We start from the raw sequence: 25,203 nt of genomic DNA, 5'->3' as shown, positions 1-25,203 counted from the left end.
CATTCACTTCCTCACGAGAACGGCACGGGTGGCGGCGCGGGCGGCGGCGCGGACCAGACGGGTCGCCCGGCGCGGCGGGCGCGGGGCGGCGCGCTCCTCCCACCAGAGCGTCAGCCGCCGCCGGGCGGCGGGGTCCTCGGGCCGTCCTTCGATCAGCAGGTGCTCGGCGAAGTCGAGCGCGTCGCGGCGGTAGCCGCCGCGCATCGGCCGGGTCTGGGCGTACGCGAGGAACGCGGCGCGGTAACCCCCGCCGAGGATCTCCGGCAGCTCGGGAGCGACCTTGGCGACCACCCCGGCGCGCTTGGCGGCGAGGGCCCGGCCCTGCACCCCCAGCCGCCGCACGTCGAACCCCTCCGGCGCGGGCGTACCCGCGACGAGCGACGACAACAGGGCAACCTGCCCCAGAGCGACCCGCGCCCGCACGCCGTCCCCCGCCGCCTCGGCAGAGGGGGTCTCCCGGACGGGGCCGGGCCCGTCCGCCCGAGGGCCGCGTACCGGCCCCGCCGCGATCGTTTCCCTGATCGCCGTCAGTTCACCGGCCAGTTCCGCCGGCGGCGGGAAGTCGTCGTCCCGTTCCAGGAGTACGCCGGGCGGGGAGACGCGGGCGCGCAGTTCCGCCAGGATGTCGAGGATCGGCCGGGTGACCGGATGGGCGTGGGTGTCGTGCCAGACGCCGTCCCGCTCCAGGCCGCCCGCGACGTGGACGTACGCGATCGCCTCGACGGGCAGTTCGTCCAGCGCCTTGACCGGGTCCTCGCCCCGGTTCACGTGGTTCGTGTGCAGGTTGGCGACGTCGATGAGGAGCCGTACCCCCGTACGCTCCACCAGCTCCGCGAGGAACTGCCCCTCGCTCAGCTCCTCGTCCGGCCAGGAGATCAGCGCCGCGATGTTCTCGACGGCGAGCGGCACGGGCAGCGCGTCCTGGGCGATGCGTACGTTCTCGCACAGCACCCGCAGCGCGTCCCACGTGCGCGGCACCGGCAGCAGGTGGCCGGCCTCCAGCACCGGCGACGCCGTGAGCGCCCCGCCCGCCCGTACGAAAGCGATGTGTTCCGTGACCAGCGGCGCGCCCAGCGCCTCGGCGCGGGCCGCGAGGTCCGCCAGCCGCTGTGCGTCGGGCCGGTCCGCGCCGCCCAGGCCGAGCGAGACCCCGTGCGGGACGACGGTGACCCCGCGTTCCCGGAGCCGTACCAGCGCGTCGGGCAGATGCCCCGGGCAGATGTTCTCCGCGACCGCCTCGACCCAGTCGACGCCGGACAGCCCCTCGATCGCGTCCGCGATCTCCGGACGCCAGCCGATCCCCATCCCCAACAGCGGGGTCCCGTCGCCGCTGCCCGGCGTGCCGCCGCTCTTGCCGTTGCCGTTCATGAAAATCCCCCTCCGCACTCCCGCGACCAGTTGCGGTGCAGGAGTAATGGCCCCGCCGGACGACGGCGAACCCGCGAAGGGGGACGTTCAGAGGTTCATTTGAGGTTCCGGGGCCGGGGGCACGGCCCACCGGCTCCAAGCGCCCCAGCCTTCTCAGGGGCTCTCCTCGCTCCCCGGCGCCGGACGATTGGTGTTGATCGCCGTCGGCGCGCCGGGGCCCGTCGAGGGCCGGGAGGTGAAGGACTGGTCGTCCCCGGTCGGCACCACGGCCGACGGCGACGGCGGGAGGTTGCCGTCCGGCGGCGGCGGTCCCGTGGGGCTGGCGGTCGCCGCGCCCGCCGCCTGGTTGGCGATGGCGTCGAAGTCGACCAGGCCGGTGGCCTCCAGCATCGTGATGTGGTCCAGGACCGTCTGGTTGGCGTCGCTGGCCAGCTGCCGTATCAGCGTGTTCCGCGTGCTGTTCCTGACCTGCGCGACCAGCGAGAAGACCTTTCCGTGCGCGGCGCGCAGCAGATTGGCGAACTTGATCTCGTAGTCCCTGCCGGTCGCGGCCGACAACTCCCTGAGCCAGCCCTGCTGCTGCTCGTTGGGCTGGTTGGGCAGCTCCACGCCGAGCTTCGCCGCCACGTCACGGGCCCGCTTGTCGAGGTCCGCGTGACCGACCACGAGGTGGTCACCGCACTCCTTGATCGCCTGGCTGGGGGCGCGTTCGATGGCCTGCTGGCCGGCCGGCAGCTCCCAGAGCCCGGCCAGCCGCACCCGTACCAGGAAGTCGCGGTCGGTCGCCGAGAGCGGCCCCCACTGGGTCGACACGCTCGACGCGTTGAGGTTGGCCTGGCCCGTACCTGAACGTTCGGCGTACGACCAGACGGGGAAGGCCAGCGCCCCGACCGTGGCGACCAGTGCCGCGATGATGAGCGCCGTACCGTTGATGCGTCGCAACAATGTGCTGCCTCCCGAGCCGATGTGTGCACCGCTGAACGAACCGCCGACCGACGGGGCCGTTCAACCTACGTGGCGGTACCGGGAGGTACGTAATCCGGGGGCGGGGTGTTCAGCCCCTCAGCGCCGGATGATCAGCGATCACGGTACGGGAACCGGGCGCGATCTCCGTGAATCCGGCATCCAGGACGGCCGGCAGCCCGCTGGTGACGAGCCGGGCCCACCGCTCGCGCCCAGCGGTGCGGACGGCGAGGGGGAAGCCGGCCTCGCGCCACTCCTTGCGATCGGTGTCCGACAGCTCCCACCAGGCGAGTTGGGCCGCGTGGCCGGCCTGGGCCATCGCCTTGCCCGCCGACATCGCCACCTCGGGGTTCAGCCACAGCACCGGGTGCGCGGGGTCGGGCGCGGGCGGCGGGTGGGGGTCGTCCAGATCGGTGCCGGAGACCTGGAGCTTGGCCAGTTCCTTGGGCCAGCCGTCGAGGGGGATCGGCGGGAAGACCCGGACCTCGGCGGGGGAGAGGTCCGGGCCGGCCTCAGTGGTGGTGCCGGCGTCGGCGTGCGCGCTCGTCGTCGTCAGGCCCGGCAGCGCCGACGCCTTCCGCCACCCCGCGCCGCGCGCCCGCCTGACCACCTTGCGGATCCGCGCGTCCTGCCAGTCCCGCATGGCGCGCGCCCACTCGCCCTCGTCCTCGCCCTCCCCCAGGGACCGCTCGTCGGAGAGCATGAAGAGCACCGCCCGCGCTGCCGTTTCCAGCACGTCGGTACGGGCCGGGGGCGCGGCCTTCTCGATGTGGACCACCAGGGGCAGGACGTACTGGGGGGCGGCGTCCCGCTCGGTCGGCTCGTTCCTGAACGGACTGTCGTTCTGGGTGCCGTTCTGGGTGCCGTCCGGGGTGCCGGTCCGGGCGCCGGTCTCGCTGCCGGTCTCGCTGTCGTTCTGGCTGTCGAAGGAACTCTCGCTGCTCACGCGACCAGTCTGCCAGCCGCGTCCGGCGGGCCGGTTGGCGGAATGGACCCCTCCGCGCGACGATGCACGCCATGAAGAGCGATCTGTTCGGCACAGAGCACATGGCGCAGCAGGCGACCGTCCCCGGGATGACGCTTCAGAACGCCAAATCGATCAAGTACGCGGTCAACGGCGAGATGCACGCCCGCCAGGGCTCCATGATCGCCTGGCGCGGGAACCTCCAGTTCGAGCGCAAGGGCCAGGGCATAGGCGGCATGCTCAAGCGCGCCGTCACGGGGGAGGGCCTGGCGCTGATGGCCGTGCGCGGCCAGGGGGAGGCGTGGTTCGCGCACGAGGCGGAGAACTGTTTCATCGTCGAGATCGAGCAGGGCGACGCGCTCACGATCAACGGCCGCAACGTGCTGTGCTTCGACCCGACCCTGTCGTACGAGATCAAGACGGTGAAGGGCGCCGGCATGACCGGCGGCGGCCTCTTCAACAGCGTCTTCACCGGTTACGGCAAGCTCGCCGTCATCTGTGACGGCAACCCCCTCGTGATCCCCGTCACCGCGCAGGCGCCGGTGTACGTGGACACGGACGCGGTGGTCGGCTGGAGCGCGCACCTCAACACCTCGCTGCACCGCTCCCAGTCGGTCGGTTCGATGATCCGGGGCGGCTCGGGCGAGGCCGTCCAGCTCATGCTCCAGGGCGAGGGCTTCGTGATCGTACGGCCGAGCGAGGTCACGCCCGCCAAGACGGCCGGCTGACACGGGGGCCCGGCACCGGGGCCGGGGGTGCGGCGCGGGGGCGGGTTCCGGTCTCTCCCCGCGCACCCCGGTCCGCCGGGTCGCGTGGCTGAGTACGCTGGAACGCATGGCGGACAGGACAGACAGGGCAGACAGGGGCGTCGGGGGAGAAGCGGTCACGGCGGAAGCGGCGGACGCGCAGGAGATCACGTACGCCGAGTGTGTGCTGTGCCGGAAGCCCACCGAGTACCCCGAGACGGTGAAGGGCGCGACGCTGTGTCCCGTCTGCGAGTGGCAGGAAGCCCAGCGGATGGCGTGCTCGGGCTGATCCGGTCCGGGGCGGCGCGCGTCGACGTGCGCCGATCCGTCAGCGCTTCATCAGGTCCGAGACCCTGACCAGGCGGTACCCGCGCCCGCGCAGCTCCGGCACGATCCGCCGTACCGCGTCCTCCGTCACCGGTGCCGCGCTGCGCGTGCAGTGCAGCACCACCAGGGAACCCGGCTTCACCGCGTCGAGCACCTGCCGGGCGACGGCGTCCGCGTCCGTGGCGAAGGCGTCCCCGCCCACCACGTCCCACTGCACCGCCGTCACCCGCGCCGGGGCGAGGGCGCGCAGCGCCGCCGCGTCGTAGCAGCCGCCGGGGAAGCGGAAATACGGCACGACCCGGCGCGCGCCGACCGACCGGAACGCGGCGAAGGCCCGCCGCACGTCCTGGCCGATCCGCTCCCTGTCCAGCCGGGGCAGCCCGTGGCAGTCACCGGCGAAGGAGTAGTGGCTGTACGAGTGGTTGGCGATCTCGAAGAGCGGGTCGTTGCCGATCTCGTGCGCCTGGGCCGGGTACTCCTCCGCCCACCGGCCCGTCATGAAGATCGTCGCCGGGACTTCGAGGCGGCGCAGGAGGGCGATCAGCGCGGGGTTGTCGAAGCGCTCGCCCTGGGCGGCCCGCTTTCCCTGATCCGCCATCATGTCCGCGTCGAAGGTGAGCGCCACGGCCCTCCCGGCGGCCTGGGTGCCGCGCCGGAAGACCGGGGTCAGGCCGCCGGGGCCTGGCGCGACGGTCGGCGGCCGCTGGGCCACGGCGTGCCCGGCCCGCGCGGCGGGGGTCGGGTTCTCGGTCGGGGACGCCGGAGAATCGTTTCCGCAGCTGGTCAGAGTCAGGGTCAGGCTCAGGCTCAGAAGAGTGGCGCGGACCAGAGCGCCCATGGGTGCGTATCGGGTCATTCACGCAAAATATATGATCAACTGGCGAATTCGATGGTACGGCGTGAGCGACCGGCGCATCCGCCGCCGGACGGGCCGTACCCGACCCGTCCGGCCACAAGACGCCCCCTAGCGCCAGGGCCCCGTGACCGCGAAGGTCGTCCCCGGCCGGTAGCAGTTCACGTACATCGTGTCGCCGTCCGGCGCGAAGGTGACCCCCGCGAACTCGCCCCACTCCGGCGCCTCCGGCGTGCCGATGTTCTGCGCGCCGCGCGCCATCGCGTACACCTCGCCGTGCCGAGTCACCCCGAGGACGTGCTGCGCGCCCCCGCCGTCCTCGCACACCATCAGCCCGCCGCTCGGCGCCAGACAGATGTTGTCGGGGGACTCGCCCGGCAACTGGACGTCCGTGTCGGGGCCGAACACGATCACCAGCGTGAGCCGGCGGCGCTCCGGCTCGTACTTCCACACCTGCCCGAAGTGGTCGGCGGCCGAGCCGATCGCGCGCTGCGCGAAGCTGGACACGAAGTAGACGGCACCGCCGCCCCAGTAGCAGCCCTCCAGCTTCTGCGCGTGCGTGATGCCCTGGCGCCCGAAGTCCTGGAAGCGGATGCCGGTCTCCTTCGCCGACGGGTCCGGTACGGGGACCCATTCGATACGGTCGAAGGCGGCGCCCGCCTCCTGGACGACCGACAGGTCGGGCACGCCCGGCACGCGCATGGCCTCCAGCGCGCCGCCCGCCCGAAGAGAACCGATTCCTCCACGCGGCTTCCGGGGCAGGAAGCGGTAGAAGAGCCCGAACGGCTTCTCGAACGCGTCCTCCGTCTCGTACACGATCCCGCTCTCCGGGTCGACGGCGATCGCCTCGTGCGCGAATCGGCCCATCGCGGTGAGCGGTACGGCGCCGGTGCGGCGCGGATCGTCGCCGTCCACCTCGAAGATGTAGCCGTGGTCCTTGGTGTAACCCTCGGTCCCGGCCTTGGCCTCGGTCTCCTCGCAGGTCAGCCAGGTGCCCCAGGGGGTGGGCCCGCCCGCGCAGTTGACGGCCGTACCGGCGATGGCGACGCGTTCGCCGAGGACGTTGTTCCGGCCGTCCATCTCGATCGCCGTGCACCCGCCCCTGCCCATCGGGTCGTAGGTGATGCCGGGGACGGACGGGACCGGGAAGCGGGCGTCGGCGTGGTTCTCGTGGTTCCGTACGAGATGGACGCGGCCGCGGTGGCCGGCGAAGGCGGCCATGCCGTCGTGGTTCCCGGGGACCAGGCCCTCGCCGGAGCGGAGCGGTTCGCCCTCCCGGGAGAGAACGGTGTAGCGGAACCCTTCGGGGAGGTCGAGCAGACCGTCCGGGTCGGGGACGAGCGGGCCGTATCCCCCGCGGCCCGGGGCGGATACGCGGGTGGCCGTGGCCGCCGCCGCCGTACCGGTGAAGAGTTCGGACACCGCTCCGGTGAAGGCGATCCCGGCGACGGCGGCACCGGTGCGGGCGAGGATCTGACGTCGTGTCGCGGACATGAGGCAACTCCCTGTTGGCGGACAGGAGACGTGACCCGCATGTGTGTAGCACGTGCCGTGGGGCGCGTGAACCATGCGGGCCACGAGAGCCTCGTGTGTCGCGTGGGACGACCGGAAGCCGGCCGGACGGCGGCCGGATGCGCCCGGACGCCGCTCGGAAGCCGCCTGGGCGGCGGCCCCCGGTGTGCCGGCCCGTCGCTCCGTCAGGCGAGCTTGGCGTCCAGGGTGATCGTCGTACCGCTGAGCGCCTGGCTGACCGGGCAGTTCGCCTTCGCGTCCTCGGCGGCGGCGACGAAGGTCGCCTCGTCCACGCCCTCGACCTCGCCCTCCACCGTGATGTGGATGCCGGTGATGCCCGTGCCGGGGGTGAGGGTGACGTCGGCCTGGGTGGTCAGCCTGGTCGGCGGGGTGCCGGCCTTGCTGAGACCGTTCGAGAGCGCCATCGAGAAGCAGCTGGAGTGGGCGGCCGCGATCAGTTCCTCGGGGCTGGTCTTGCCGTTCGCCTGCTCGGCGCGGGAGGCCCAGGAGACCGGCTGCTCGCTGATGCCGGACGAGTCGAAGGTGATGAGGCCCTTGCCCTGGATGAGGTTGCCCTCCCAGACGGTGTGTGCCTGACGCGTGGCGGTCATGATGGAACCCTTCTGATCGGTCGTGCTGATGATCCGACGTACCGACGTACCGGCGATCCGTCGTCCTGACGATTCGTCGGTACGGATGATTCGTCATACGGATGATCGGCCGTGCTGGCCGTGTGTGCCGTCGCCCCCGTTCCGGCCGGTCGTGCGAACGTCCCGCCCGATCGGCCACGGCGACGGGCCACGGCAACGAACCTACTGCGCCACCAGACGTTTCGCGTCCCGCGCCAGGGCCGTCAGCCGCGAGATCGCCCGGAAGTATTTCTTCCGGTAGCCGCCGTTCAGCATGTCGTCGCTGAACAGTCGGTCGAAGGGGAGCCCGGAGGCGAGGACGGGGACCTCGCGGTCGTACAAACGGTCGGCGAGTACGACCAGTCGCAGCGCGGTCGACTGGTCGGGCACCGCCCGCACGTCCGTGAGGCAGACCGCCCGCAGCCCCTCCGTCAGCGCGCCGTAGCGGCTGGGGTGGACCGTGGCGAGGTGCCCCAGCAGCGCGGGGAAGTCGTCGAGGCTCGCGCCCTCGGTGGCGTATGCGGTCTTGGTGACCTGTTCCTCGGAGTACGGGGGCGGCGCCTCGGGCAGGCCCCGGTGACGGTAGTCGTCACCGTCGATGCGCAGCGACCGGAACCGCGACGCCAGCCCCTGGATCTCCCGCAGGAAGTCGACGGAGGCGAACCGTCCCTCACCGAGCTTGCCGGGCAGGGTGTTCGAGGTCGCGGCCAGCGCCACCCCGGCGTCGACCAGCTTGCCCAGGAGCGTCGAGACGAGCACGGTGTCGCCCGGGTCGTCCAGCTCGAACTCGTCGATGCACAACAGCCGGTGGCCGCCGAGGGTCCGTACCGTCTGCTGGAAGCCCAGCGCGCCGACCAGGTTGGTCAGCTCCACGAAGGTGCCGAACGCCTTGACCTCCGGCGCGGCGGGCGTGGCGTGCCACAGGGACGCCAGCAGGTGCGTCTTGCCGACGCCGTACCCCCCGTCCAGGTAGACGCCGCGCGGGCCGGCCGGCTCGGCGGGCTTGCGGCCGAACCAGCGGCGCGGTCCTCCCTGGCCGCCGCTCCCCGACGCGTGCGCCCCGCCGCCGAGCCCCGCCGCGAAGGCGCTCAGGACGGTGACGGCCTCGGCCTGGCTGGGCTGCTGGGGGTCGGGGACATAGGTGTCGAAACGTACGGAGTCGAAGCGCGGCGGCGGCACCATCTCCGCGACCAGCCGATCGGCGGGGACGTGCGGTTCACGGGCGCACAGGGACAGCGGGACCACGTCGGACGCGGGGTGGCGTCCGGACGGGGGAGGGGAGGTCGACACAGCGATCAAGTCTAGTGGGGGGCCGGAGGGGGTTGCGGGTGCCGCGGCTCGCGGGCGGGCCCTGGGAGGCGGGACGCGGGGCCTGGGGGACGGTACGCGGCGTGCGCCGGGGGCTCGCGCGGGGCGTGGGCGCGGGGCGCGCGACCCGGCCGACGTGCGCGGACGGGCCGGGGCGGGGGCGGGGGGCGTGCCAGACTGCTCCGCATGCGACGCCTGTTCCCTGTGACCGATCAGACACGTACGGCCGCCGAAACCGAGTGGACGCTCGACGCGCTGGCCGACTTGTACGCCTATCCGGTCGTGGACGCGGGTGGGGGTGGGGGCGAGGGTACGGGTGCAGGGCTGGGCGCGGGTACGGATACGGGGCCAGGCGGAAGCCCGGACGCGGGCGTGCAGCCGGGCGCCGACGCGGGTACGCGGCCCGGCGGAGACGCGGCCGCGCCACCGCGCGGCGGCGCGGGCGCCGGTGTGTGGCTCCGGGCCAACATGGTGTCCACCCTCGACGGCGCCGCCCAGCACGACGGCCTCTCGCAGGCGCTCTCCTCCGCCGCCGACATGCGGATCTTCGGCACGCTGCGGGCCCTCGCCGACGCCGTGGTGGTCGGCGCGGAAACGGTTCGGCAGGAGGGGTACCGGCCGGCCCGCGCCCGGGAGGCCTTCGCGGCCCGGCGCGCCGCCGCCGGCCAGCGCCCCGCCCCCGCCATCGCCGTGGTCACCGCGAGCCTGGACCTGGACTTCTCGCTGCCCCTCTTCACCGAGCCGCTCGTACCGACGCTGGTGCTGACCGGCGCCGCCGCCCCCGCCGACCGGGTCCTCGCCGCGCGGAAAGCCGGTGCCGAGGTGGTGGTCGCCGGGGACGGGGCGGGCGTGGACCCCGTCAGGGCCGTACGGGCGCTGGCCGGACGCGGTCTCCGGCGGCTGCTCGCCGAGGGCGGACCGCGGCTGCTCGGGCAGTTCCTCTCGGCGGGCGTCCTGGACGAACTCTGTCTGACCCTGTCTCCGACGCTCACTTCCGGGTACGCGCAGCGCATCACGGGTGGACCCGCCCTCGCCGTACCGGAACGGTTCGCCCTGGCCTCGCTCCTGGAGGAGGACGGATTCCTGTTCAGTCGTTACCGCCGCGCCTGACGGCCGGACCGGTCGCCACCGGGCCGCACCGTCACCGGAATTTGTCGTTCCGGTTAGCTTCCGCTGGGCAGACTTACTCTCGCAGTACCCGTGTCCGCACGGGGAAGGATGGTTTCCGCAGTGGGCCGATACGGGCCCAGGAATGGGCCGGACGGGCCCATGAAGACGAAGGGCGTCTGACGTGTTCACAAGCGTATTGATGATCGAGAAGCCCCTGACGCCCGAGGACGTGGAATTCGTCACCACCCTCCACGGCGACGAGGCGACCGCGTTCGTCGTGCTCATGCAGCCCCGCGGTGACCAGGCGGACGTCCTGCTGCGCGCCATCGACGACGTCGCCGTGGGGGAGCTGCGCGAAGCCACCCAGGAGGGCGACGAACCGGAGGGCGAGGAGGCGCGGCTGCCGGCCGAGAAGGCGCTGGCCCACTCGCTGGCCGCGCTGCGCGCGCAAGGCTCCGAGGCCCGGGGCGAGGTCGTCGCGGAACACCCGCTCGACAGACTCAAGGCCGTCGTCGACGAGTCGGGGGCGGACGAGGTGATCGTCATGACCGAGCCGCACTACGTGGAGGAGTTCTTCCACCGCGACTGGGCGTCCAGGGCCCGCCACAAGGTCGGCGTACCGGTGCTCAAACTCTTCGCGCACAGCGAATAGGCTGAGCGGCACACAGCGTGCTGAGACAGCGCGCTGTCAGCGCGCGCCGACACGGCGCGCGAGGCAACGTGTGACACGCCCCGTCAGCACCTTGGGAGACCTACAGATGGCACCGGCACCCGGCATCCCCACCGCCCTGGAACGGCCGCACTTCATCGGCATCGGCGGCGCCGGAATGTCGGGAATCGCCAAGATCCTCGCCGCGCGCGGGGCCAAGGTCGCGGGCAGCGACGCGAAGGAGTCGGAGACCGCCCAGGCGCTGCGGGCGCTGGGGGCCACCGTGCACATCGGGCACGCGGCGGCACATCTCGCCGACGACGCCTCGTGCGTGGTCGTCTCCAGCGCCATCCGCGCCGACAACCCCGAGCTGGTGCGCGCGGGCGAGCTGGGCGTACCCGTCATGCACCGCTCGGACGCGCTCGCCTCGCTGATGGGCGGGCTGCGGCCGATCGCCGTCGCGGGCACCCACGGCAAGACCACCACGACCTCGATGCTGGCCGTCGCCCTCACCGAGCTGGGCCTCGACCCGTCGTACGCGATCGGCGGCGACCTCGAAGGCCCCGGCACGAACGCCCGGCACGGCGAGGGCGAGATCTTCGTCGCCGAGGCGGACGAAAGCGACCGCAGCTTCCAGAAGTACGACCCCGAGGTCGCGATCGTCCTCAACGTCGAGCTGGACCACCACGCGAACTACGCGTCGCTGGACGAGATCTACGAGTCCTTCGAGACCTTCGCCGGCAAGATCGTGCCGGGCGGCACGCTGGTGATCTCGGCCGACCAGGCGGGCGCCGTGGAGCTGGCCTCGCGGGTACGGGACCTCTCCACGCCGGCCGTCTCCGCGGGAGACGCTTCTCCGCTCAAGGTGGTCACCTACGGTGACGCCGCGACCGCGGACGTACGGGTCCACAAGATCACCGCACGCGGGCTGACCAGCGAGGTGACCGTCGTGCTCGACGGCCGCTTCCTGACCTTCGCCGTGTCGGTCCCCGGCCGCCACTACGCGCTCAACGCGGTCGCCGCGCTGGCCGCGGGGGTCGCGCTGGGCATCCCGGCGCACAACTTGGCGTCCGCGATCGGCACGTACACCGGCGTCAAGCGCCGCCTCCAGCTCAAGGGCGAGGCCGCCGGGGTCCAGGTGGTCGACTCGTACGCGCACCACCCCACCGAGATGACCGCCGACCTGGAGGCGATGCGCGACGCGGCCCCCACCGGCTCCCGCCTGCTGGTCGTCTTCCAGCCGCACCTCTTCTCCCGTACGCAGGAGCTGGGCACGGAGATGGGCCAGGCCCTCGCCCTCGCCGACTCCTCGATCGTCCTGGACATCTACCCGGCCCGCGAGGACCCCGTCCCCGGCATCACCAGCGCACTGGTGATCGACGCCGCGACGGCCGCCGGGGCCCAGGTCACAGCCGTGCATGACCAGGACGCGGTGCCCGGTCTTGTCGCGGGAATGGCGGGACCCGGTGATCTCGTTCTCACCATGGGCGCGGGTGACGTCACGGACCTCGGTCCGCTGATCCTGGCCCGCCTGTCCGCGTAGGTCCGCCCACAGCGGAGACCTGTCCGATCGAGGCTGCGGCCGAGACGGTCCGACCGAGGGAGAGTGTGCGCGATGGCGTACGACATCGAGAAGCCGGACGAGCAGTGGCGCGCGGAGCTGACCCCCGCGGAGTACAAGGTGCTCCGCAAGGCCGGCACCGAGCCCGCTTTTGTCGGCGAGTACACGGACACGAAGACGACCGGCGTCTACTCGTGTCGCGCCTGTAGCGCCGAGCTGTTCCGCTCCGACACGAAGTTCGAGTCGCACTGCGGCTGGCCGTCCTTCTACGACCCGAAGGACTCGGACGCGGTCGAGCTGATCGAGGACCGCTCCATGGGCATGACGCGGGTCGAGGTGCGCTGCGCGCGCTGCGGCTCGCACCTGGGGCACGTCTTCGAGGGCGAAGGGTACGGGACACCGACGGACCAGCGCTACTGCATCAACAGCATCTCGCTGCGGCTGACGCCCGACGAGAGCTGAGGCGGAGAAGCCGGGCGGGCCGAATTCTGGTCCGCCCGGCTTTCCGGTCGCGGTTGTCGTCGCGGTCGCGGTTGCCGGGTCAGCCCGTCCGCCGCCTGAGGGCGAGGCCCAGCCTGCCGAGGGCTCCCGGCCGGTTCCAGGCCCGGAACTCCTCGGTGTGATGCTGCGCCGCCCGGCCGAAGCTCTCTTCCACGGCCGTGAGATCCCCGGCGGGCAGGGACCGTACGACGGGTCGCAGCACCTTGTCGAGCAGAGCGGTACGGGTCCGGTCCCAGGCCGGGTTCGCCCCCGGGAACGAACTCCACGCGATGAAGCAGTCGGCCGTGTACGCCGGTACGGTACGCAGCCGCTCGCGCGTCGTCTCCTCGCGGGCCGCCCGGTCGTACGCGGCGAGGAGATCCGCGTCGCCGCCGTGGATCAGGTCGTACAACTCGCCGTTCGGCCGCTCCTCGGAGAGGAGTTGTCGGGCGAGCGCGCCCAACGCCTGCTCCAGGACGCCCTGTTCGACCGGCTCCGCGTCGGCGCGCAGGAGGCGGGCCCGTACGATCCAGCCGGTATGGGCCCGTCCGGCCCGCAGCGCCCCGGCGAACTCCAGGAGCAACAGGGCCGAGCGCACCCGCGGTTCCAGCTTCTCGGGGAAGCTGCGCAGCAGGTCGTGCGCGAGGTCCGGGGCGTCGGGATCGTCCCCGGGGCCGCCGAGCGCGGCGGCGACGAGGGTGGCCCACGTGCCCGCCGAGCGGTGGGCGTCGGAACCGGTCTCGCCGAGCAACCGCCGGGCCTCGCCCGCCGTGGGCGTACCGTCCGCCCACACCAGCCGTACGGCCGTGCGCAGGACGAGCGGTTCGGCGAACGGGGAGACACCCGCGGCACGCAGGACACCGGCGAGGGCGGCGACACGGTCCTGTTCGCCGCCGTCCTCCGACAGTCCGGTCACCGACCACGGGGCGGGCGCCTCGGCGCACATCCGCAGATGCGGAAGTGACTGAACTCCCCGGAGGAAGAGGGTGGTTCGGTTCAGCAGACGGGTGGCGGCGGCCGGATCGGCGGCGGCGAGCCGGTCCAGGGCGCTCAACAGCGCGACGCGCAGCTCGAAGTGCTCCTCCAGCGCGGTCTGTACGGCGGGGGTGTACGCGCTCTCCGGCGCGGCGAGCAGCGCGGCGGCCAGCCGGTCGGCGAGGTCGGGCAGCTGCTCCGTACAGTCCACGCCGAGGATGCCCGCGATACGGAGCAGGCCGACGGGGCGTGAGGTGTCCGGGCCGGTCCCGGAGAGGTCGGCGGAGATGCCGGCGCGCAGTTCGAAGGCCAGCTCGACGCCGAGCCGCTGCTTGAACTCCGGGGACAGCGAGCGGAGTTGCATCTCGGGGAGCACGGGCAGTTCGCGGGGTGCGGCGGCCGGGGCGGTGTCCGTCACGGAGCCGGGGCCGGCCTGTGCGCCGGCGCCGGTGGTGGCGCGGACCGCCTCGGTGAGGACGAGCGCGGCGAGGGGCGCCGTCACGCTGTCCGGCGAGCGGCCCGCGAGGGCGGCGAAGAGGTCGGTGAGGGCCTGGGTCTCGGCCGTCGTACGGTCCTCCCCGTTCGGGGCGCACAGCGCGCCGACGAGTATCCGCACCTGCTCCTCGTCCAGGGCGCGCGCGTGGGTCCGCGCCCAACCGGCCGCGTCCGCGCGGCCGTCGGGCCCCGGGTCGACGCCCGCGCGCAGGGCGACGGCGGCGAGCGCGCCGGGGTCGAACCGGCCTCCGGGGAGCGCCTCGGCCTCCTCGAACAGCTCGGGCATCCCGGCGAGCCACAGGCGCGCGGCGGTCTCGGCCCAGCTGTCGCGCGAGCTGTCCGTGTCCTCGTGTGCCCCGTCGGTGCAGTCGAGTACACGGAAGTGGCGGGGCAGTTCGGCGAGGCCCCGCGCGTCGGCGGGCAGCACGCCGAGGATCCGCTGCGGGGCGTCGCGGGGGCGGCGGGTGTACGTCGTGAAGGTCAGCCGCGCGGCGCTCGCGGCGGGCAGGACGTGGCCGGCCAGCGCGATCCACTGCGCGACGTCGGCGCTGCGGCGCTCGACGAGCACGATCTGGTGGGGTGTGTCGCTCTCCTCGCCCTCCTTGTCCTCGGCGATGGCGCGGAGGCCGGCGACGTACCCGGCCAGCCAGGGCGCGCGGGAGGCGGCGAATCCGATCAGCCCCTCACGGTAGAAGAGGCCCGAGGCGGCCAGGGTGTCCAGCGGATCCGGCACCCCGCTGTCCGGGGTGGTGGCGGCCCAGTGCGGCGAGTTCCAGGCGGTGATGGGCAGCGCGCCGCCGGGCAGCCCCTCGCCGGGCGGCAGGAGCACGGCGTGGGCATGGAACGCGCTTCTGCGCCCTCCTGGTTCGGCTCCGACGCAGACGGCACGGGCCAGCAGCCGGCCGCCGCCGGAGAGCGCGCTGTGGCTGAACGCCTGCGGGAAGTCGGCGAGTTGGGCGTCCGAGGGGCGGGCGGGAGCGTCCTGCGGAGGCTCGTACCCGAGCAGTCTCCCGGCCTCTTCGAGAAGCCCCCGGCCTATCCCGCCGGTGACGGCCGTGAACCGGACGCCCGAGCCACCGGACTCCGGCGGAACGGAGGTGTAGTGCAGCTGTGCCAGGCTCATGCGCCGGCTCTCCTGTGTCTGCTGTGCGTGCGCGTGCTGTGTGCTCGCCAATGTCTACTTCAATTCACGGCGGGAGGAGAGCGCTACGGGGAGAAGACCCCGACTCAGGGTTGGGCGGGGGGCCGGTCGAGGGCTGGATGTTGGTGGCTGGTGTTTGGTGTCCGGCGCGGGCCGTGACAGAGATATCTGGGCCGGTGTGGGTGCGGGGCTGAGCGAGGCATACGTGGCGGGTGGTCGGTCGGCGCGACCGCCGTTGTGGCCGGCTTTCTGTGGTTGCGGCCAGAAACCCCTTGGCCGTGGGGGCGGGCGGTGTGGAGTGAGAGTTTGTGCTGTGGGGGGTGAGCGGGATGTGGCTTCGCGTGTTCTGGTGCGGGTGGGGTGACGTCCGCAGGCCGTCGCTCCACCCGTACGGTTTACGCGGGCTGGAGCAGGTCCCAGCGGTTGCCGTACAGGTCCTCGAAGACCGCCACCGAGCCGTACGGTTCGTGGCGGGGTTCCTCCAGGAAGCGGACGCCCGCCGCCAGCATCGTCGCGTGGTCGCGGGCGAAGTCCTCCGTGTGGAGGAAGAAGCCGACCCGGCCGCCGGTCTGGGCGCCGACGCTCGCGCGCTGTGTGTCGCCGGCCGCGCGGGCCAGGAGAAGCGAGGCCGCGCCCGCCCCCGCGCCGGGCGGGCGGACCACGACCCAGCGGGAGCCGTCGCCCCGGTCGGTGTCCTCGACCAGTTCGAAGCCGAGCTTGTCCGTGTAGAAGGCGAGGGCCTCGTCGTAATCGGCGACGACCAGGGTGACCAGGGCGATGTGTGACATGCGTGGGTACGTTATACGTATGATGCGGGCGCGGCAAGGGTGGGAGAATGCCTCCATGGACGTGCCCGACCTCACCGCCCGCGCCCGCCGCCTCGCCGTCCCCGGCCAGCGGCGCGTCCTCGGGATCGCCGGCCCGCCCGGCGTCGGCAAGTCCACCCTCGCCGCCCTCCTGGTCGAGCGTCTCGGCGGGCTCGCCGTCCTCGTCCCCATGGACGGCTTCCACCTGGCGGGCGCGGAACTCGACCGCCTCGGCCGCGCGGACCGCAAGGGTGCCCCCGACACCTTCGACGCCACCGGTTACGCGGCCCTGCTCGCCCGGCTGCGTACCCCGGAACCCGGCGCCGTCGTGTACGCGCCCGCCTTCGACCGGTCCCTGGAGGAGCCGATCGCGGGGAGCCTCCCCGTACCGCCGGAGATTCCGCTTGTCGTCACGGAGGGCAACTATCTGCTGCACGACGAAGGCCCGTGGGCGGCGGTGCGCCCGCTTCTGGACGAGGTGTGGTTCCTGGACCTGGACCCCGAGGTGCGCGTACGGCGGCTGGTGGACCGGCACGTCCGCTTCGGCAAGGAGCGCGGGTACGCGGAGCGCTGGGTCAGGGACTCCGACGAGGCCAACGCGCGTCTGGTGGCGCGGGGCCGGGGGCGCGCGGATCTGGTCGTCGGCCTGGATGAGGGCTCGGGTCGGTAGTGCCGTACCGGTGTGGGAATCGAGCCCGTCAGGACTGCTGGTGCCGCCGGGATCGCGCGGGCGCCGGCGCGGCACGGCGCCCGCGCCGGTGCGGTACGGGGCGTCCGGGGCCCGTCCTCGGAGTTCGGCCAGACAGGGCCTAGGCTCGTAGTTTGGACGATCGCCGGAACGCCGATGATCTGCGGGACGGCGATCCCGCCCGGCGGCGGGCGGTACGGCGGTCATGGCGGTCATGCCGGGCATGGCCGACACGGGTGGAGGCGATGGTGTGGGGTTCTTCCGACGAGGGCCTAGGCGCGACGGACGGGACACGCCGCGCGATCCGGCGTTCTCCTTCTTCTCGGTCGACGAGGGGGCGCTGTTCCGTGGCCAGGTGCGTGAGGCCTTCGCGGAGCACGGCCTGGAGGTGACGGTCTATGTGGACGTCGTGACGGACAGTTCCGGCCGCCAGTTCGGCCTCGGCAACCTCGCCGCCGTGTGTCACAACGACGACCGGGGCCCGCGAGTCTGGGGCGAACTGGCCCGCCAGCACGCCGGGATGGTGCTCCGTACGATGGACGGCCCGTCCGCCCTCGACACCCTGCCGCCCGACCAGATCCGCGCCCAGCTCTACCCCCGGGTCATCAGCGCCGAGGGCCTGGACCCGCAGACGTTCGCGTACGCGCGCTCCGTCGCTCCCGGGCTGTACGAGGTGCTGGCCCTGGACCTGCCCGAAAGCGTCATGATGCTCACGGACGAGGCGCTGGAGCCGCTGGGGGAGGTCGCGCGGCTGCGGGAGCGGGCGCTGCGGAATCTGCGCGAGCTGCCGGTGGAGAAGCGCGAGACGGTCAAGGACGCGGACGGGATGCGCTTCGAGGTGGTCCTCGGCGACTCGTTCTACACCGCCAGCCGCGTCCTCGCGCTGGACTCGGTCGTCCAGCGGGTCACCGGGCGGCAGATCGGCCTGGACGGCGCGCTGGTCGCGATGCCCTTCCGCCACCAGCTCGCCTTCCACGTCATCCGCGACACGACGATGATCCCGACCCTCAACGCGATGGCGTCCTTCGCCGCGTCGGGGTTCGAGGACACGCCGGGTGCCATCAGTCCGTACGTCTACTGGTGGCGCGGCGGCACGCTTACCCAGCTCAGCGAGGAGGACGAGGACGGCGAGGGCCTGCGGATCGTCGTGGGCGACGATTTCGAGGCGCTGCTGGAGCGGTTGGTGGCGCAGGACCCGCCGCGCTGAGGTGCCGGGCTCACACCGCCACCGGTGGGTGTGCCGGGGGCGGGGGACGGGTCAGATCTTCACGACGTTGGCGGCGGAGGGGCCGTTGCCGCCGGTCTGGAGGTCGTAACTGACGCGGTCTCCGGCCTCAAGAGTCTTGAAGCCGGTGGCGGTGATGGCGGAGAAGTGGACGAATACCCGTGCCCCGCCGTCGTCCGGGGCGATGAAGCCCGATCCCTTGTCGTCGAACGATTCGACTGTGCCGGTGTGCTTGGCCATGCCGTGCTCCTTGGTCGGGGGTGGTCGGGGTTGCGGTTGTGTGGGGGGCGTCAGGCGGGCGGGTCGGGTTCGGGGTCGCCCAGGACGGTGAGTGCCAGGCCGGTCGCGCCGGGGTCGCCGCCGGTGCCGGTGCCGTAGGCCAGAACGATTCGGCCGAAGTCGTCGGGCTGGGCACACACGGCTGTCACCGCCCCGTCCGCGACCTCGTGGACCTCGACGCCGGCGCCGTACCAGCTCCCGCCGTCGGTGTTCCAGTTCTCGAACACCGCGCGGACCTGCCCGCCGGGCGCACGGCAGAACGCGGCGAGCCTGCCGTGGGCCAGCAGGACCGGGGCGGGGCGGTCCACGCACGCGGTGCCGAGCTGCGGGGCGGCGCTCCACGTGCCGCCGGATCCGCGCGTCCAGGCGGCCAGTCGTCCGTCGGTGTGGGACAGCAGGTGGCCGGCCCCGGAGTGGACCCCCGCCGCCAGTGCGGGCGGCGCCGTCACCCCGCCGGCCACCCGCACGCCCGGGCTCCGGCCGGGTCCGGTCCCGAGGTGCTCGGTGACCTGGCCGTCAGGAGCGGTACGGAGGACGAACGGCACACGTCCTCCGCCGCCCGCCTGCCCTTGGCCGACATGGAGGCGGGCCACGGCCAGGGCGGCGGCACTGTCGCCCGACGGTTCGGCGGTGAAGCCCTCCGGGCCCGGAGCGTCCGTCCGCAGCTGCCACACGGTGGTGTCCTCGCCGATCGCGTGCACGGTCATCAGGCCGTCCGCGTCGTGTCCCACCACCGGATCCCCCAGGATCCGCAGTCCCGTGGACCGCGAGGACCGCCAGCCCGATCCGCCATCGCGGCGCTCGGTGGCGTACCGGAGTTCGCCGCCCGGGGCCCGGAAGAACACCCCGATACGGCCGTCGCGGGCCCGGGAGGCGACGGGACTGCCCGCGATCGGTTCCGGCGCCCCGGCCAGGTCGTCGAAGAGGGTCCAGCCGCCCTCCTGGGTGCGCCGGGTCCAGCGGAGCGTGTCAGTGACGGTGTCGTGGACGAAGACGACGACCTGTCCGTGACGGTCCTGTGCCGTTCCCGGGAGGCCGGTGAATCGCACGTCCAGGACGTCCGTACGCCGGGATCCGGCCCAGCCCGAACGGGCAGCGTTGGCCTGGGCGCCCGTACCCAGGACCCGCGACTGACCGCCGGGAAAGTCCGGCGTCGGGTACACCTCGGTGAGGGCCCGGTCGCGGCGAAGGGGTTGTTGCGAGGCCACCGACAGGTGTCCGTCGGCGCCGTCGGCGAAGGCGAGATGGATCCGGCCCCGTCCGTCCCGTACGGCGTCGGGCGAGCCTGTCATCGGCACGCCGATCGACTCGTAGTCGTCCCAGCCGGGCCCGCTGAGTTTCGTCTGCCGATTCACGAGAACGGTCCCGTCCTCCCCGGCGACGACGGTGACCAGACGGCCGTCACCGGCGACGACCGGCGCGGGCGCCGCCCCTACGGCGTCGTCCCCCAGGACGGTCTCCTCATCCTGGCCGTCCCGCCCGGCGTAGCTCCGCGTGCGGGGGCGGCCGTCCGGGCCCCGGTAGAACAGGCGGAGACCGTCCGCACTGTCGGCGACCACCGTCACCGCGCCGTTCGTGGTTCCCGGCAGCCGGGTGAACTCACCCCAGGCACCGTCCGGAGCGCTCTGCTCCGCCATCCAGATCTCCCCGTCGCGGGTCGCGACGACGCCCGCCAGCCGTCCGTCCGCCCGCGCGGCCGAAGCCAGGGAGACCGGTGCGCCGCCCCATAAGAACTCCGGCTGCTCCCACACACCGTCCGCCGCGCGGTGGCGGACGTGCCAGACCCCGCCGTCCTGCCCGTGGTAGAGGACTTCCAGGTCCCCACCGGCGTGTACGGCCACGGCGGGCAGCGCGTCCGGGGCGGCGTTGGCCGCGATCTCGGGGACCGCCTCCTCGTCGAACCGGCCGTCCGGCAGCGCGACGGTCGCCCACAGCGTGCCCTCCCGGTTCGCGCAGACGACCACCGCGTCGGCGCCCGGCCGGGAGAGCGCCACGAGTCCGCCGTCGGCGGGCCAGCCCAGGGCGACCCGGCCGGCCCACCGGCCGGGGGCGGGGCCCTGCCGGTGGAGGTGGAGCAAACCGTCCTCCTCGCACGCGTACACCGACACCAGACCGTCCGCCCCCACGGCGGTCGCGGGCCGCCCGTGCACCACGTGGCCCAGGCCCGTGACGTCCCAGGCCCGCTCGTCCAGCACGGAGCCCAAGGTCAGCGACGTCACCGCGCTGAGGTCCAGCGAGCCCAGTTCCAGCAGGTACGGCGCCGGGTTGGGGAGCGGCACGCCGTCGGGCTCCTGGAACGAGGCCGACCGCGCCTCCCACTCCATCCGGGGCTCCGGCCCCGTCCGTACGACGTACAGGCCGTCCTCGGACACCCGCTGCCACACCAGGTTCGCGAACCGCGTGTGCCCCACGTACTCGCCGGTGCCGGCGACCCCCTCCCGTACCTGCTCGGCGCCGACTTCCACCCACGGCCTGTCCACCACAACTCCCGCCCGTCGCCCGCCATGCCTCCTCAGGCATGCCCAACGGCCCCTGGGTTAGGCCTGGTTGCGGATGCGGTGCGTTGCCGCAGGTCAAGTGCGGGCGGAGGTAGGGGGTCTGGTCGGAGTGGCGGCGGGTGCATGAATTCTCAAGCGTTTACCTCGCGCCGTGTTTCGTGGGCATGTCATGTGTGCAAGATCAACTCGGCACGCACCACGTGTCCCAGAACGTGACTCCACCCCCACGGTTCCGGAGTCGAGCGAGAGGCAGTGATTGGCATGCGCATGTCCAGAGTCGCCCGTGGCAGGAGAACCGGCCCCGGCGGTAAGGGCCTTGGCCGTACGGTCCGCCGCGTCGCGGGAGCGCTCGCGTCCTTGTTGGTGGTGTGCGGAACGGTGGTCGCCGCCACCGGCGCGCCGGCCGTGGCAGCGCCCACGAAGGCGGGCTCGACATCCGGTACGGCGGCCGCCGCCGCGACCTGCTGGGCCACGCACTACGGCGCGGAGATACCTCCCGGCTCGTTCACCGCGAGCGGCGAGATCTTCGACATGAACGCCCTGACGGCCGCCACGTCGCTGACGCTCAACCCCCAGCTGCCCTTCGGCACGATGGTCAAGGTCACCAACGTCGCCAACAACGCCTCCGTGACGGTCCGGATCAACGACCGGGGTTCGTTCGCGTCCACGGTGGGCGCGCCGTTCTGCATCGACCTGTCGGACGGAGCGTTCCGGAGGATCGGCGCGATCTCGCCCGACCCGGGGCACTTCAACGTGACCCTGGAGGTGCTGTCCGGGGGCGGCGGCGGGACCCCCACCGGAGCGACGGGACCGATCCGCGGGTTCGGCGGCAAGTGCGTGGACGTCAACGCGGCGAGTACGGCCGACGGCACCGCCGTACAGCTCTACGACTGCAACGGCACCACCGCCCAGACCTGGACCGTCGCGACGGACGGCACCCTGCGCGCGCTCGGGAAGTGCCTGGACGTCTCGGCGGGCTCCACGGCGAACGGCGCCCAGGTCCAGCTGTGGACCTGCAACGGCAGCGGTGCGCAGAAGTGGCAGCGACAGGGCAACGGCCAGCTGGTGAACCCCCAGTCCGGCAAGTGCCTGGACGCCACGGGCAACAGCTCGGCGAACCTGACCCGCCTCCAGATCTGGGACTGCTTCGGCGCACCGAACCAGCAGTGGACGCTGCCGAGCTGACACACGACCGAGCGGCCGCCCCGACCCGGCACCCCGGACTCGGAGCGGCCGCCACGGTGCCCCTGGGACCTCACGGGCCCCACGCGACGCCATCGCCCGCCGACCGCACACCGGCGCGGCCCCCAACCCGGGACGCCATTGGGCGGGGGACGGACCTCCCGGCCTCCCGGCCTCCGCAGGTGGGTTCGGGACACGCCCGGGGCCCAGGGCAGCCGGGCTTCCAGAACGCCCGGATCCCGGCTTCCGGGCGTCCGGACCGCCGAGACTCCCGGCTTCCCGACCTCGGCTGTGGAACCCCGCTTCTCCATCCGGACCTTGGACACGGGCCGCCGGGGCTGGCTCCCGCGCCCCGGCGGGTGGCGTGCGGATCGCTGAGACTCCAGGCTTCCCGCCCCGGGGCTCTGGTTGCTCACCCCCCATCCTGGGGCCGGGCACAGGCCCCCGGGGCTGCTCCCACGCCCCGGCTCCGGGCGTCGGAATCGCCGGGACTCCCGGCTTCCCGACCAGGGGCTCTGGATCCCCAGCCCCTAATCCGCGCCCTGGGACAGGCCCCCGGGCCAACTCCCGGCCCCCAACTCCACGCGTCCCTGTCGCCGAGACTCCCGCCTTTCCATGCCCGGATCCCCGGCCCTCCCCTCCCCGCATCCGGACTCCGGGACAGTCCTCCATTCGCCCCCAGGCCACCGCCTCCCCGCAACCCGGCTACAAGCCTCCCGTCCACCGGCCCGGCTCCCGACCCCCCTGGCACAACCCCTCGCCCCTGTTAGCAGCAACCACAGAAAGCCAGCCACAACGGCGGCTGAGCCGACAGATCACCCGCCACGTATGCCTCGCTCAACCCCGCACCCACACCAGCCAAGCAATCTCTACCGTCCCAACCCGAACACCCCACCGGCCCCAGCCGCCCCCCCCCACACACACAGAAGCCCCGCCAGGACAGACCTGACGAGACTCCCCTCCGGCCCCCCGCCCCCCCCGGACCCCCGGACCCGGAACCCGGAACCCTAGACCCCCCGGCCCGCTCCCCACCCGGGGCTCGCGCCCGGCCTCCCCGCCCGGCAGGATGAGGGCATGGCCATCCCCACCGAAGACCCCGCTCTCGAACCCTTCACCGCCGACGACTACCGCGCCCGGATGGCCCGTGCCGTCTCGTCCGCCGTCGATGAAGGGCTGGCGGGGCTGCTCGTCGCCCCGGGGCCCGACCTCACGTACCTCACCGGCTACCGCCCCAGCGCCGACACCGAGCGCCTGACGCTGCTCGTTCTCGCCGCCGGGCAGGACCCCGTGCTCGTCGTGCCGGCTCTGGAGGCGGGGGATGCGGAGCGTGCGCCAGGCGCGGACGCGCTCACCTTGCGCGACTGGACGGACAGCAGGGACCCGTACGCGCTCACCGCGCCCCTGCTCGACCCCGCCGGGCGGTTCGGCGTCAGCGACAACGCCTGGGCCATGCACCTGCTCGCGTTCCAGCGCGCCCTTCCCGGCACGTCGTACGTGGCGCTGACCGACGCGCTGCCGATGCTGCGGGCCGTCAAGGACGCCCGGGAACTGGCCAGGGCGGAAGCGGCGGGCGCCGCCGCCGACGCGGCGTACGGGGACATCCTCGGCGTACGGTTCGCCGGGCGCCGGGAGACGGACGTGGCCGCCGACCTGGCCGCGCTGCTCCTGCGCCACGGTCACTCGCAGGTCGACTTCACGGTGGTCGGCTCGGGCCCCAACGGCGCGAACCCGCACCACGAGGCCGGCACCCGCGTCATTGAGCGGGGCGACATGGTGGTCCTCGACTTCGGCGGGCTCAAGCACGGTTACGGCTCCGACACCACCCGTACCGTCCACGTCGGCGAGCCGACCGCCGAGGAGCGGGCCGTCCACGACCTGGTCCGCGAGGCGCAGCAGGCCGGGTTCGAAGCGGTGCGCCCGGGGGTCGCCTGCCAGGAGGTCGACCGGGCCGCCCGCGCGGTGATCGACGCGGCGGGGTACGGCCCGTACTTCATCCACCGCACCGGCCACGGCATCGGCGTCACCACCCACGAGCCGCCGTACATGATCGAGGGCGAGGAACGCCCGATGGTCCCCGGCATGTGCTTCTCCATCGAGCCGGGCGTCTACCTCCCGGGCCGCTTCGGTGTCCGTATCGAGGACATCGTCACGGTGACGGAGGACGGCGCCCGCCGCTTCAACAACACCTCGAGAGAAATGGCGTTGGTGGAGTAGCGCGGAGCGCCCGGCCAGCGGTTCGGCTGGGCGCTCCTATTGGCGCTGCGTGTGCGGTCGGCCTAAAGCCCGGCGAATCCGGCGTCTGTCAGGCTGCCCGTGAACGTGGCCCACTTCCCGGAAGTGACGGTGAAAGCTTGGCCGTTGCCCTGGTCCTTGGAGTCGCGCAGAGCGACCCGCCCGTTGTCCAGGAACGCGACCTCGACGCAGTTGGCGTCACCGTTGCTGCGGCTGCTCTTGCGCCAGATCGCACCTGTCAGGTCGGCACTGTTCACTTGCTCAGCTCCCTCGCTGCTTGCTTGAGGAGGCTCGTGCTACCTGCTTCGTCAAGTGCCGAGCCCCAGATGGATTTGAACGCATCGTCGTAACGGTCGATCTCGTTGGGCTTGTCGAGGTAGAGCGCTCCCGTGAAGCCCTCCGCGTAGACCGTGGGCGGTTCTGTGGACGGGCTGTCCCCGTATGTGGGGAACTGCATCATGACAAAGGGGCCCGTCATGATTCCGTCGTGCAGACCGGCGCCGTACGGCACCACGCGGATGGAAACATTGTTCAGCTCGTTCAAGTGAACCAGGTGTTCGAGCTGCTCGGCCATGACCTTGTTGCCGCCCACGGGGCGACGCAGGATCGCCTCGTTGAGCACCACGTCCACCTTGGGCGGCGCTGTCACCCGGGTGAGCAGCGCTTGCCGCGTGATGCGGACATGAACGCGCCGTTCCACCTCGGCGTCGTCACGGCTGGGGTCCGACCGCTTGATGAGCACACGGGCGTAGTCCGGGGTTTGGAACAGACCCGGGATCAATTCCGCCTCGTACCAGGACAGACGCTCGGCGGCTTCTTCCAGCCCGATGTACAGGTCGAAACTGTCGGGGATCACATCGTCGTACGCGTGCCACCAGCCCCGGTTCTTCGTCTCCTTGGCCAGGCCCATCAGGCCTTGTGTCAGCTGGTCATCCGCGCCGTACGTCCGGCACATGGCCTCGACGTCCAGACTGCGCAGCGACGTCTGCCCGGTCTCGATGCGCCAGATCTTCGGCTCCGACCACTCCAACTGCTTGGCAGCGGCCCGCACGGTCAGCCGGGCCGCGTTGCGCAGATCGCGCAAGTGCCGTCCTAACTGCCGTCGCGGGACGGTCGAGCCTGAGTTTGCCGCGGGCACAGGCACCCCACCTTTCCTTCGCTGTGAATGACTCTCGCATCCGAAATGTAAGCCCCTGATGTTCAGTTACGCAA

At 72.7% G+C, this 25,203-nt stretch carries 22 protein-coding genes and 2 pseudogenes; 11 read left to right on the top strand and 13 right to left on the bottom strand.

Annotated features, from left to right (window positions below):
• Window positions 1–3: 3 nt before the first annotated feature.
• From ACIODU_RS11775 to ACIODU_RS11765, 3 genes are all read right to left on the bottom strand, one after another.
• A complete protein-coding gene (locus ACIODU_RS11775; protein WP_401766704.1) occupies window positions 4–1,368 on the bottom strand; it encodes a DUF692 domain-containing protein in 1,365 nt (454 codons plus the stop codon).
• A gap of 153 nt (window positions 1,369–1,521) precedes the next feature.
• Window positions 1,522–2,310: a DUF4142 domain-containing protein gene (locus ACIODU_RS11770; protein WP_401766702.1), complete on the bottom strand. Its 789-nt coding sequence runs from the start codon at window positions 2,308–2,310 to the stop codon at window positions 1,522–1,524.
• Between the two features lie 112 nt (window positions 2,311–2,422).
• On the bottom strand, window positions 2,423–3,277 hold the full coding sequence (locus ACIODU_RS11765) for a peptidyl-tRNA hydrolase (RefSeq protein ID WP_401766699.1): 855 nt from the start codon (window positions 3,275–3,277) through the stop codon (window positions 2,423–2,425).
• 71 nt (window positions 3,278–3,348) lie between these two features.
• On the opposite strand from ACIODU_RS11765, the gene ACIODU_RS11760 reads away from it, so the two are divergent.
• The gene (locus tag ACIODU_RS11760; protein WP_356425364.1) at window positions 3,349–4,023 is read left to right on the top strand and encodes an AIM24 family protein; all 675 of its coding nucleotides are present in this window, start codon (window positions 3,349–3,351) and stop codon (window positions 4,021–4,023) included.
• 106 nt (window positions 4,024–4,129) lie between these two features.
• On the top strand, window positions 4,130–4,330 hold the full coding sequence (locus ACIODU_RS11755; RefSeq protein WP_401766696.1) for a hypothetical protein: 201 nt from the start codon (window positions 4,130–4,132) through the stop codon (window positions 4,328–4,330).
• 39 nt (window positions 4,331–4,369) lie between these two features.
• Here ACIODU_RS11755 and ACIODU_RS11750 read toward each other — a convergent pair whose 3' ends face one another.
• The 4 genes from ACIODU_RS11750 to zapE form a co-directional block, all read right to left on the bottom strand.
• The gene (locus tag ACIODU_RS11750; RefSeq protein ID WP_401766693.1) at window positions 4,370–5,224 is read right to left on the bottom strand and encodes a polysaccharide deacetylase family protein; all 855 of its coding nucleotides are present in this window, start codon (window positions 5,222–5,224) and stop codon (window positions 4,370–4,372) included.
• 108 nt (window positions 5,225–5,332) lie between these two features.
• Window positions 5,333–6,715: an alkaline phosphatase PhoX gene (locus ACIODU_RS11745; RefSeq protein ID WP_401766690.1), complete on the bottom strand. Its 1,383-nt coding sequence runs from the start codon at window positions 6,713–6,715 to the stop codon at window positions 5,333–5,335.
• Window positions 6,716–6,918: 203 nt separating this feature from the next.
• Window positions 6,919–7,344 carry an OsmC family protein gene (locus ACIODU_RS11740; protein WP_356425375.1) on the bottom strand — a complete coding sequence of 142 codons (426 nt, stop codon included), beginning with the start codon at window positions 7,342–7,344 and terminating at the stop codon, window positions 6,919–6,921.
• Between the two features lie 201 nt (window positions 7,345–7,545).
• Window positions 7,546–8,652: a cell division protein ZapE gene (gene zapE / locus ACIODU_RS11735; protein ID WP_401766687.1), complete on the bottom strand. Its 1,107-nt coding sequence runs from the start codon at window positions 8,650–8,652 to the stop codon at window positions 7,546–7,548.
• 204 nt (window positions 8,653–8,856) lie between these two features.
• On the opposite strand from zapE, the gene ACIODU_RS11730 reads away from it, so the two are divergent.
• The 4 genes from ACIODU_RS11730 (at window position 8,857) to msrB (ending at window position 12,452) form a co-directional block, all read left to right on the top strand.
• Complete coding sequence (locus ACIODU_RS11730) at window positions 8,857–9,780, top strand: pyrimidine reductase family protein (RefSeq protein WP_401766684.1); 924 nt, start codon at window positions 8,857–8,859, stop codon at window positions 9,778–9,780.
• A 181-nt stretch (window positions 9,781–9,961) separates the two neighbouring features.
• Complete coding sequence (locus ACIODU_RS11725; protein ID WP_401766681.1) at window positions 9,962–10,432, top strand: indole-3-glycerol phosphate synthase; 471 nt, start codon at window positions 9,962–9,964, stop codon at window positions 10,430–10,432.
• Between the two features lie 106 nt (window positions 10,433–10,538).
• Window positions 10,539–11,972 (top strand): UDP-N-acetylmuramate--L-alanine ligase, encoded by a 1,434-nt coding sequence (gene murC, locus ACIODU_RS11720; RefSeq protein WP_401766678.1) that lies wholly within the window; start codon window positions 10,539–10,541, stop codon window positions 11,970–11,972.
• A gap of 72 nt (window positions 11,973–12,044) precedes the next feature.
• Complete coding sequence (gene msrB / locus ACIODU_RS11715; RefSeq protein WP_356425388.1) at window positions 12,045–12,452, top strand: peptide-methionine (R)-S-oxide reductase MsrB; 408 nt, start codon at window positions 12,045–12,047, stop codon at window positions 12,450–12,452.
• Window positions 12,453–12,531: 79 nt separating this feature from the next.
• Here the strand turns inward: msrB and ACIODU_RS11710 are convergent, their stop codons facing one another.
• The gene (locus ACIODU_RS11710; RefSeq protein WP_401766674.1) at window positions 12,532–15,063 is read right to left on the bottom strand and encodes a GTPase-associated protein 1-related protein; all 2,532 of its coding nucleotides are present in this window, start codon (window positions 15,061–15,063) and stop codon (window positions 12,532–12,534) included.
• A gap of 413 nt (window positions 15,064–15,476) precedes the next feature.
• Entirely contained in the window at window positions 15,477–15,869 is a 393-nt protein-coding gene (locus ACIODU_RS11705) for a VOC family protein (RefSeq protein ID WP_356425392.1), read from the bottom strand.
• A gap of 55 nt (window positions 15,870–15,924) precedes the next feature.
• Here ACIODU_RS11705 and ACIODU_RS11700 point away from each other — a divergent pair, with 55 nt between their 5' ends.
• Together ACIODU_RS11700 and ACIODU_RS11695 are read left to right on the top strand one after the other, a co-directional pair.
• On the top strand, window positions 15,925–16,557 hold the full coding sequence (locus tag ACIODU_RS11700) for a nucleoside/nucleotide kinase family protein (RefSeq protein WP_401766670.1): 633 nt from the start codon (window positions 15,925–15,927) through the stop codon (window positions 16,555–16,557).
• Window positions 16,558–16,825: 268 nt separating this feature from the next.
• On the top strand, window positions 16,826–17,782 hold the full coding sequence (locus ACIODU_RS11695; protein WP_401766667.1) for a hypothetical protein: 957 nt from the start codon (window positions 16,826–16,828) through the stop codon (window positions 17,780–17,782).
• Window positions 17,783–17,833: 51 nt separating this feature from the next.
• Here the strand turns inward: ACIODU_RS11695 and ACIODU_RS11690 are convergent, their stop codons facing one another.
• Together ACIODU_RS11690 and ACIODU_RS11685 are read right to left on the bottom strand one after the other, a co-directional pair.
• Window positions 17,834–18,040, bottom strand: a complete 207-nt coding sequence (locus tag ACIODU_RS11690) for a cold shock domain-containing protein (RefSeq protein WP_401766664.1) — start codon at window positions 18,038–18,040, stop codon at window positions 17,834–17,836.
• A gap of 50 nt (window positions 18,041–18,090) precedes the next feature.
• Window positions 18,091–20,559, bottom strand: coding sequence for a hypothetical protein (locus ACIODU_RS11685; protein ID WP_401766661.1), 2,469 nt, complete (start codon window positions 20,557–20,559; stop codon window positions 18,091–18,093).
• Window positions 20,560–20,838: 279 nt separating this feature from the next.
• Here ACIODU_RS11685 and ACIODU_RS11680 point away from each other — a divergent pair.
• The 3 genes and pseudogenes from ACIODU_RS11680 to ACIODU_RS11670 all read left to right on the top strand — a co-directional run.
• Window positions 20,839–21,321 (top strand): annotated as a pseudogene (locus ACIODU_RS11680) (septal ring lytic transglycosylase RlpA family protein); the annotation flags it as partial.
• 48 nt (window positions 21,322–21,369) lie between these two features.
• Window positions 21,370–21,762, top strand: a pseudogene (locus ACIODU_RS11675) (lectin); the annotation flags it as partial.
• Between the two features lie 1,071 nt (window positions 21,763–22,833).
• Window positions 22,834–23,973, top strand: coding sequence for an aminopeptidase P family protein (locus ACIODU_RS11670; protein WP_401766658.1), 1,140 nt, complete (start codon window positions 22,834–22,836; stop codon window positions 23,971–23,973).
• A 62-nt stretch (window positions 23,974–24,035) separates the two neighbouring features.
• Here ACIODU_RS11670 and ACIODU_RS11665 read toward each other — a convergent pair whose 3' ends face one another.
• Both ACIODU_RS11665 and ACIODU_RS11660 read right to left on the bottom strand, forming a co-directional pair.
• Window positions 24,036–24,248, bottom strand: coding sequence for a DUF397 domain-containing protein (locus ACIODU_RS11665; protein ID WP_401766655.1), 213 nt, complete (start codon window positions 24,246–24,248; stop codon window positions 24,036–24,038).
• Window positions 24,245–25,129: a helix-turn-helix transcriptional regulator gene (locus ACIODU_RS11660; RefSeq protein ID WP_356425640.1), complete on the bottom strand. Its 885-nt coding sequence runs from the start codon at window positions 25,127–25,129 to the stop codon at window positions 24,245–24,247. Before ACIODU_RS11660 ends, ACIODU_RS11665 begins: the two co-directional genes overlap by 4 nt.
• Window positions 25,130–25,203: the final 74 nt, after the last annotated feature.

Source organism: Streptomyces sp. NPDC088261 (genome assembly GCF_044740805.1).
Lineage (GTDB): Bacteria > Actinomycetota > Actinomycetes > Streptomycetales > Streptomycetaceae > Streptomyces.
The sequence above is the reverse complement of the archived record's forward strand: the minus strand, read 5'-3'. Positions and strand labels throughout refer to the sequence as shown.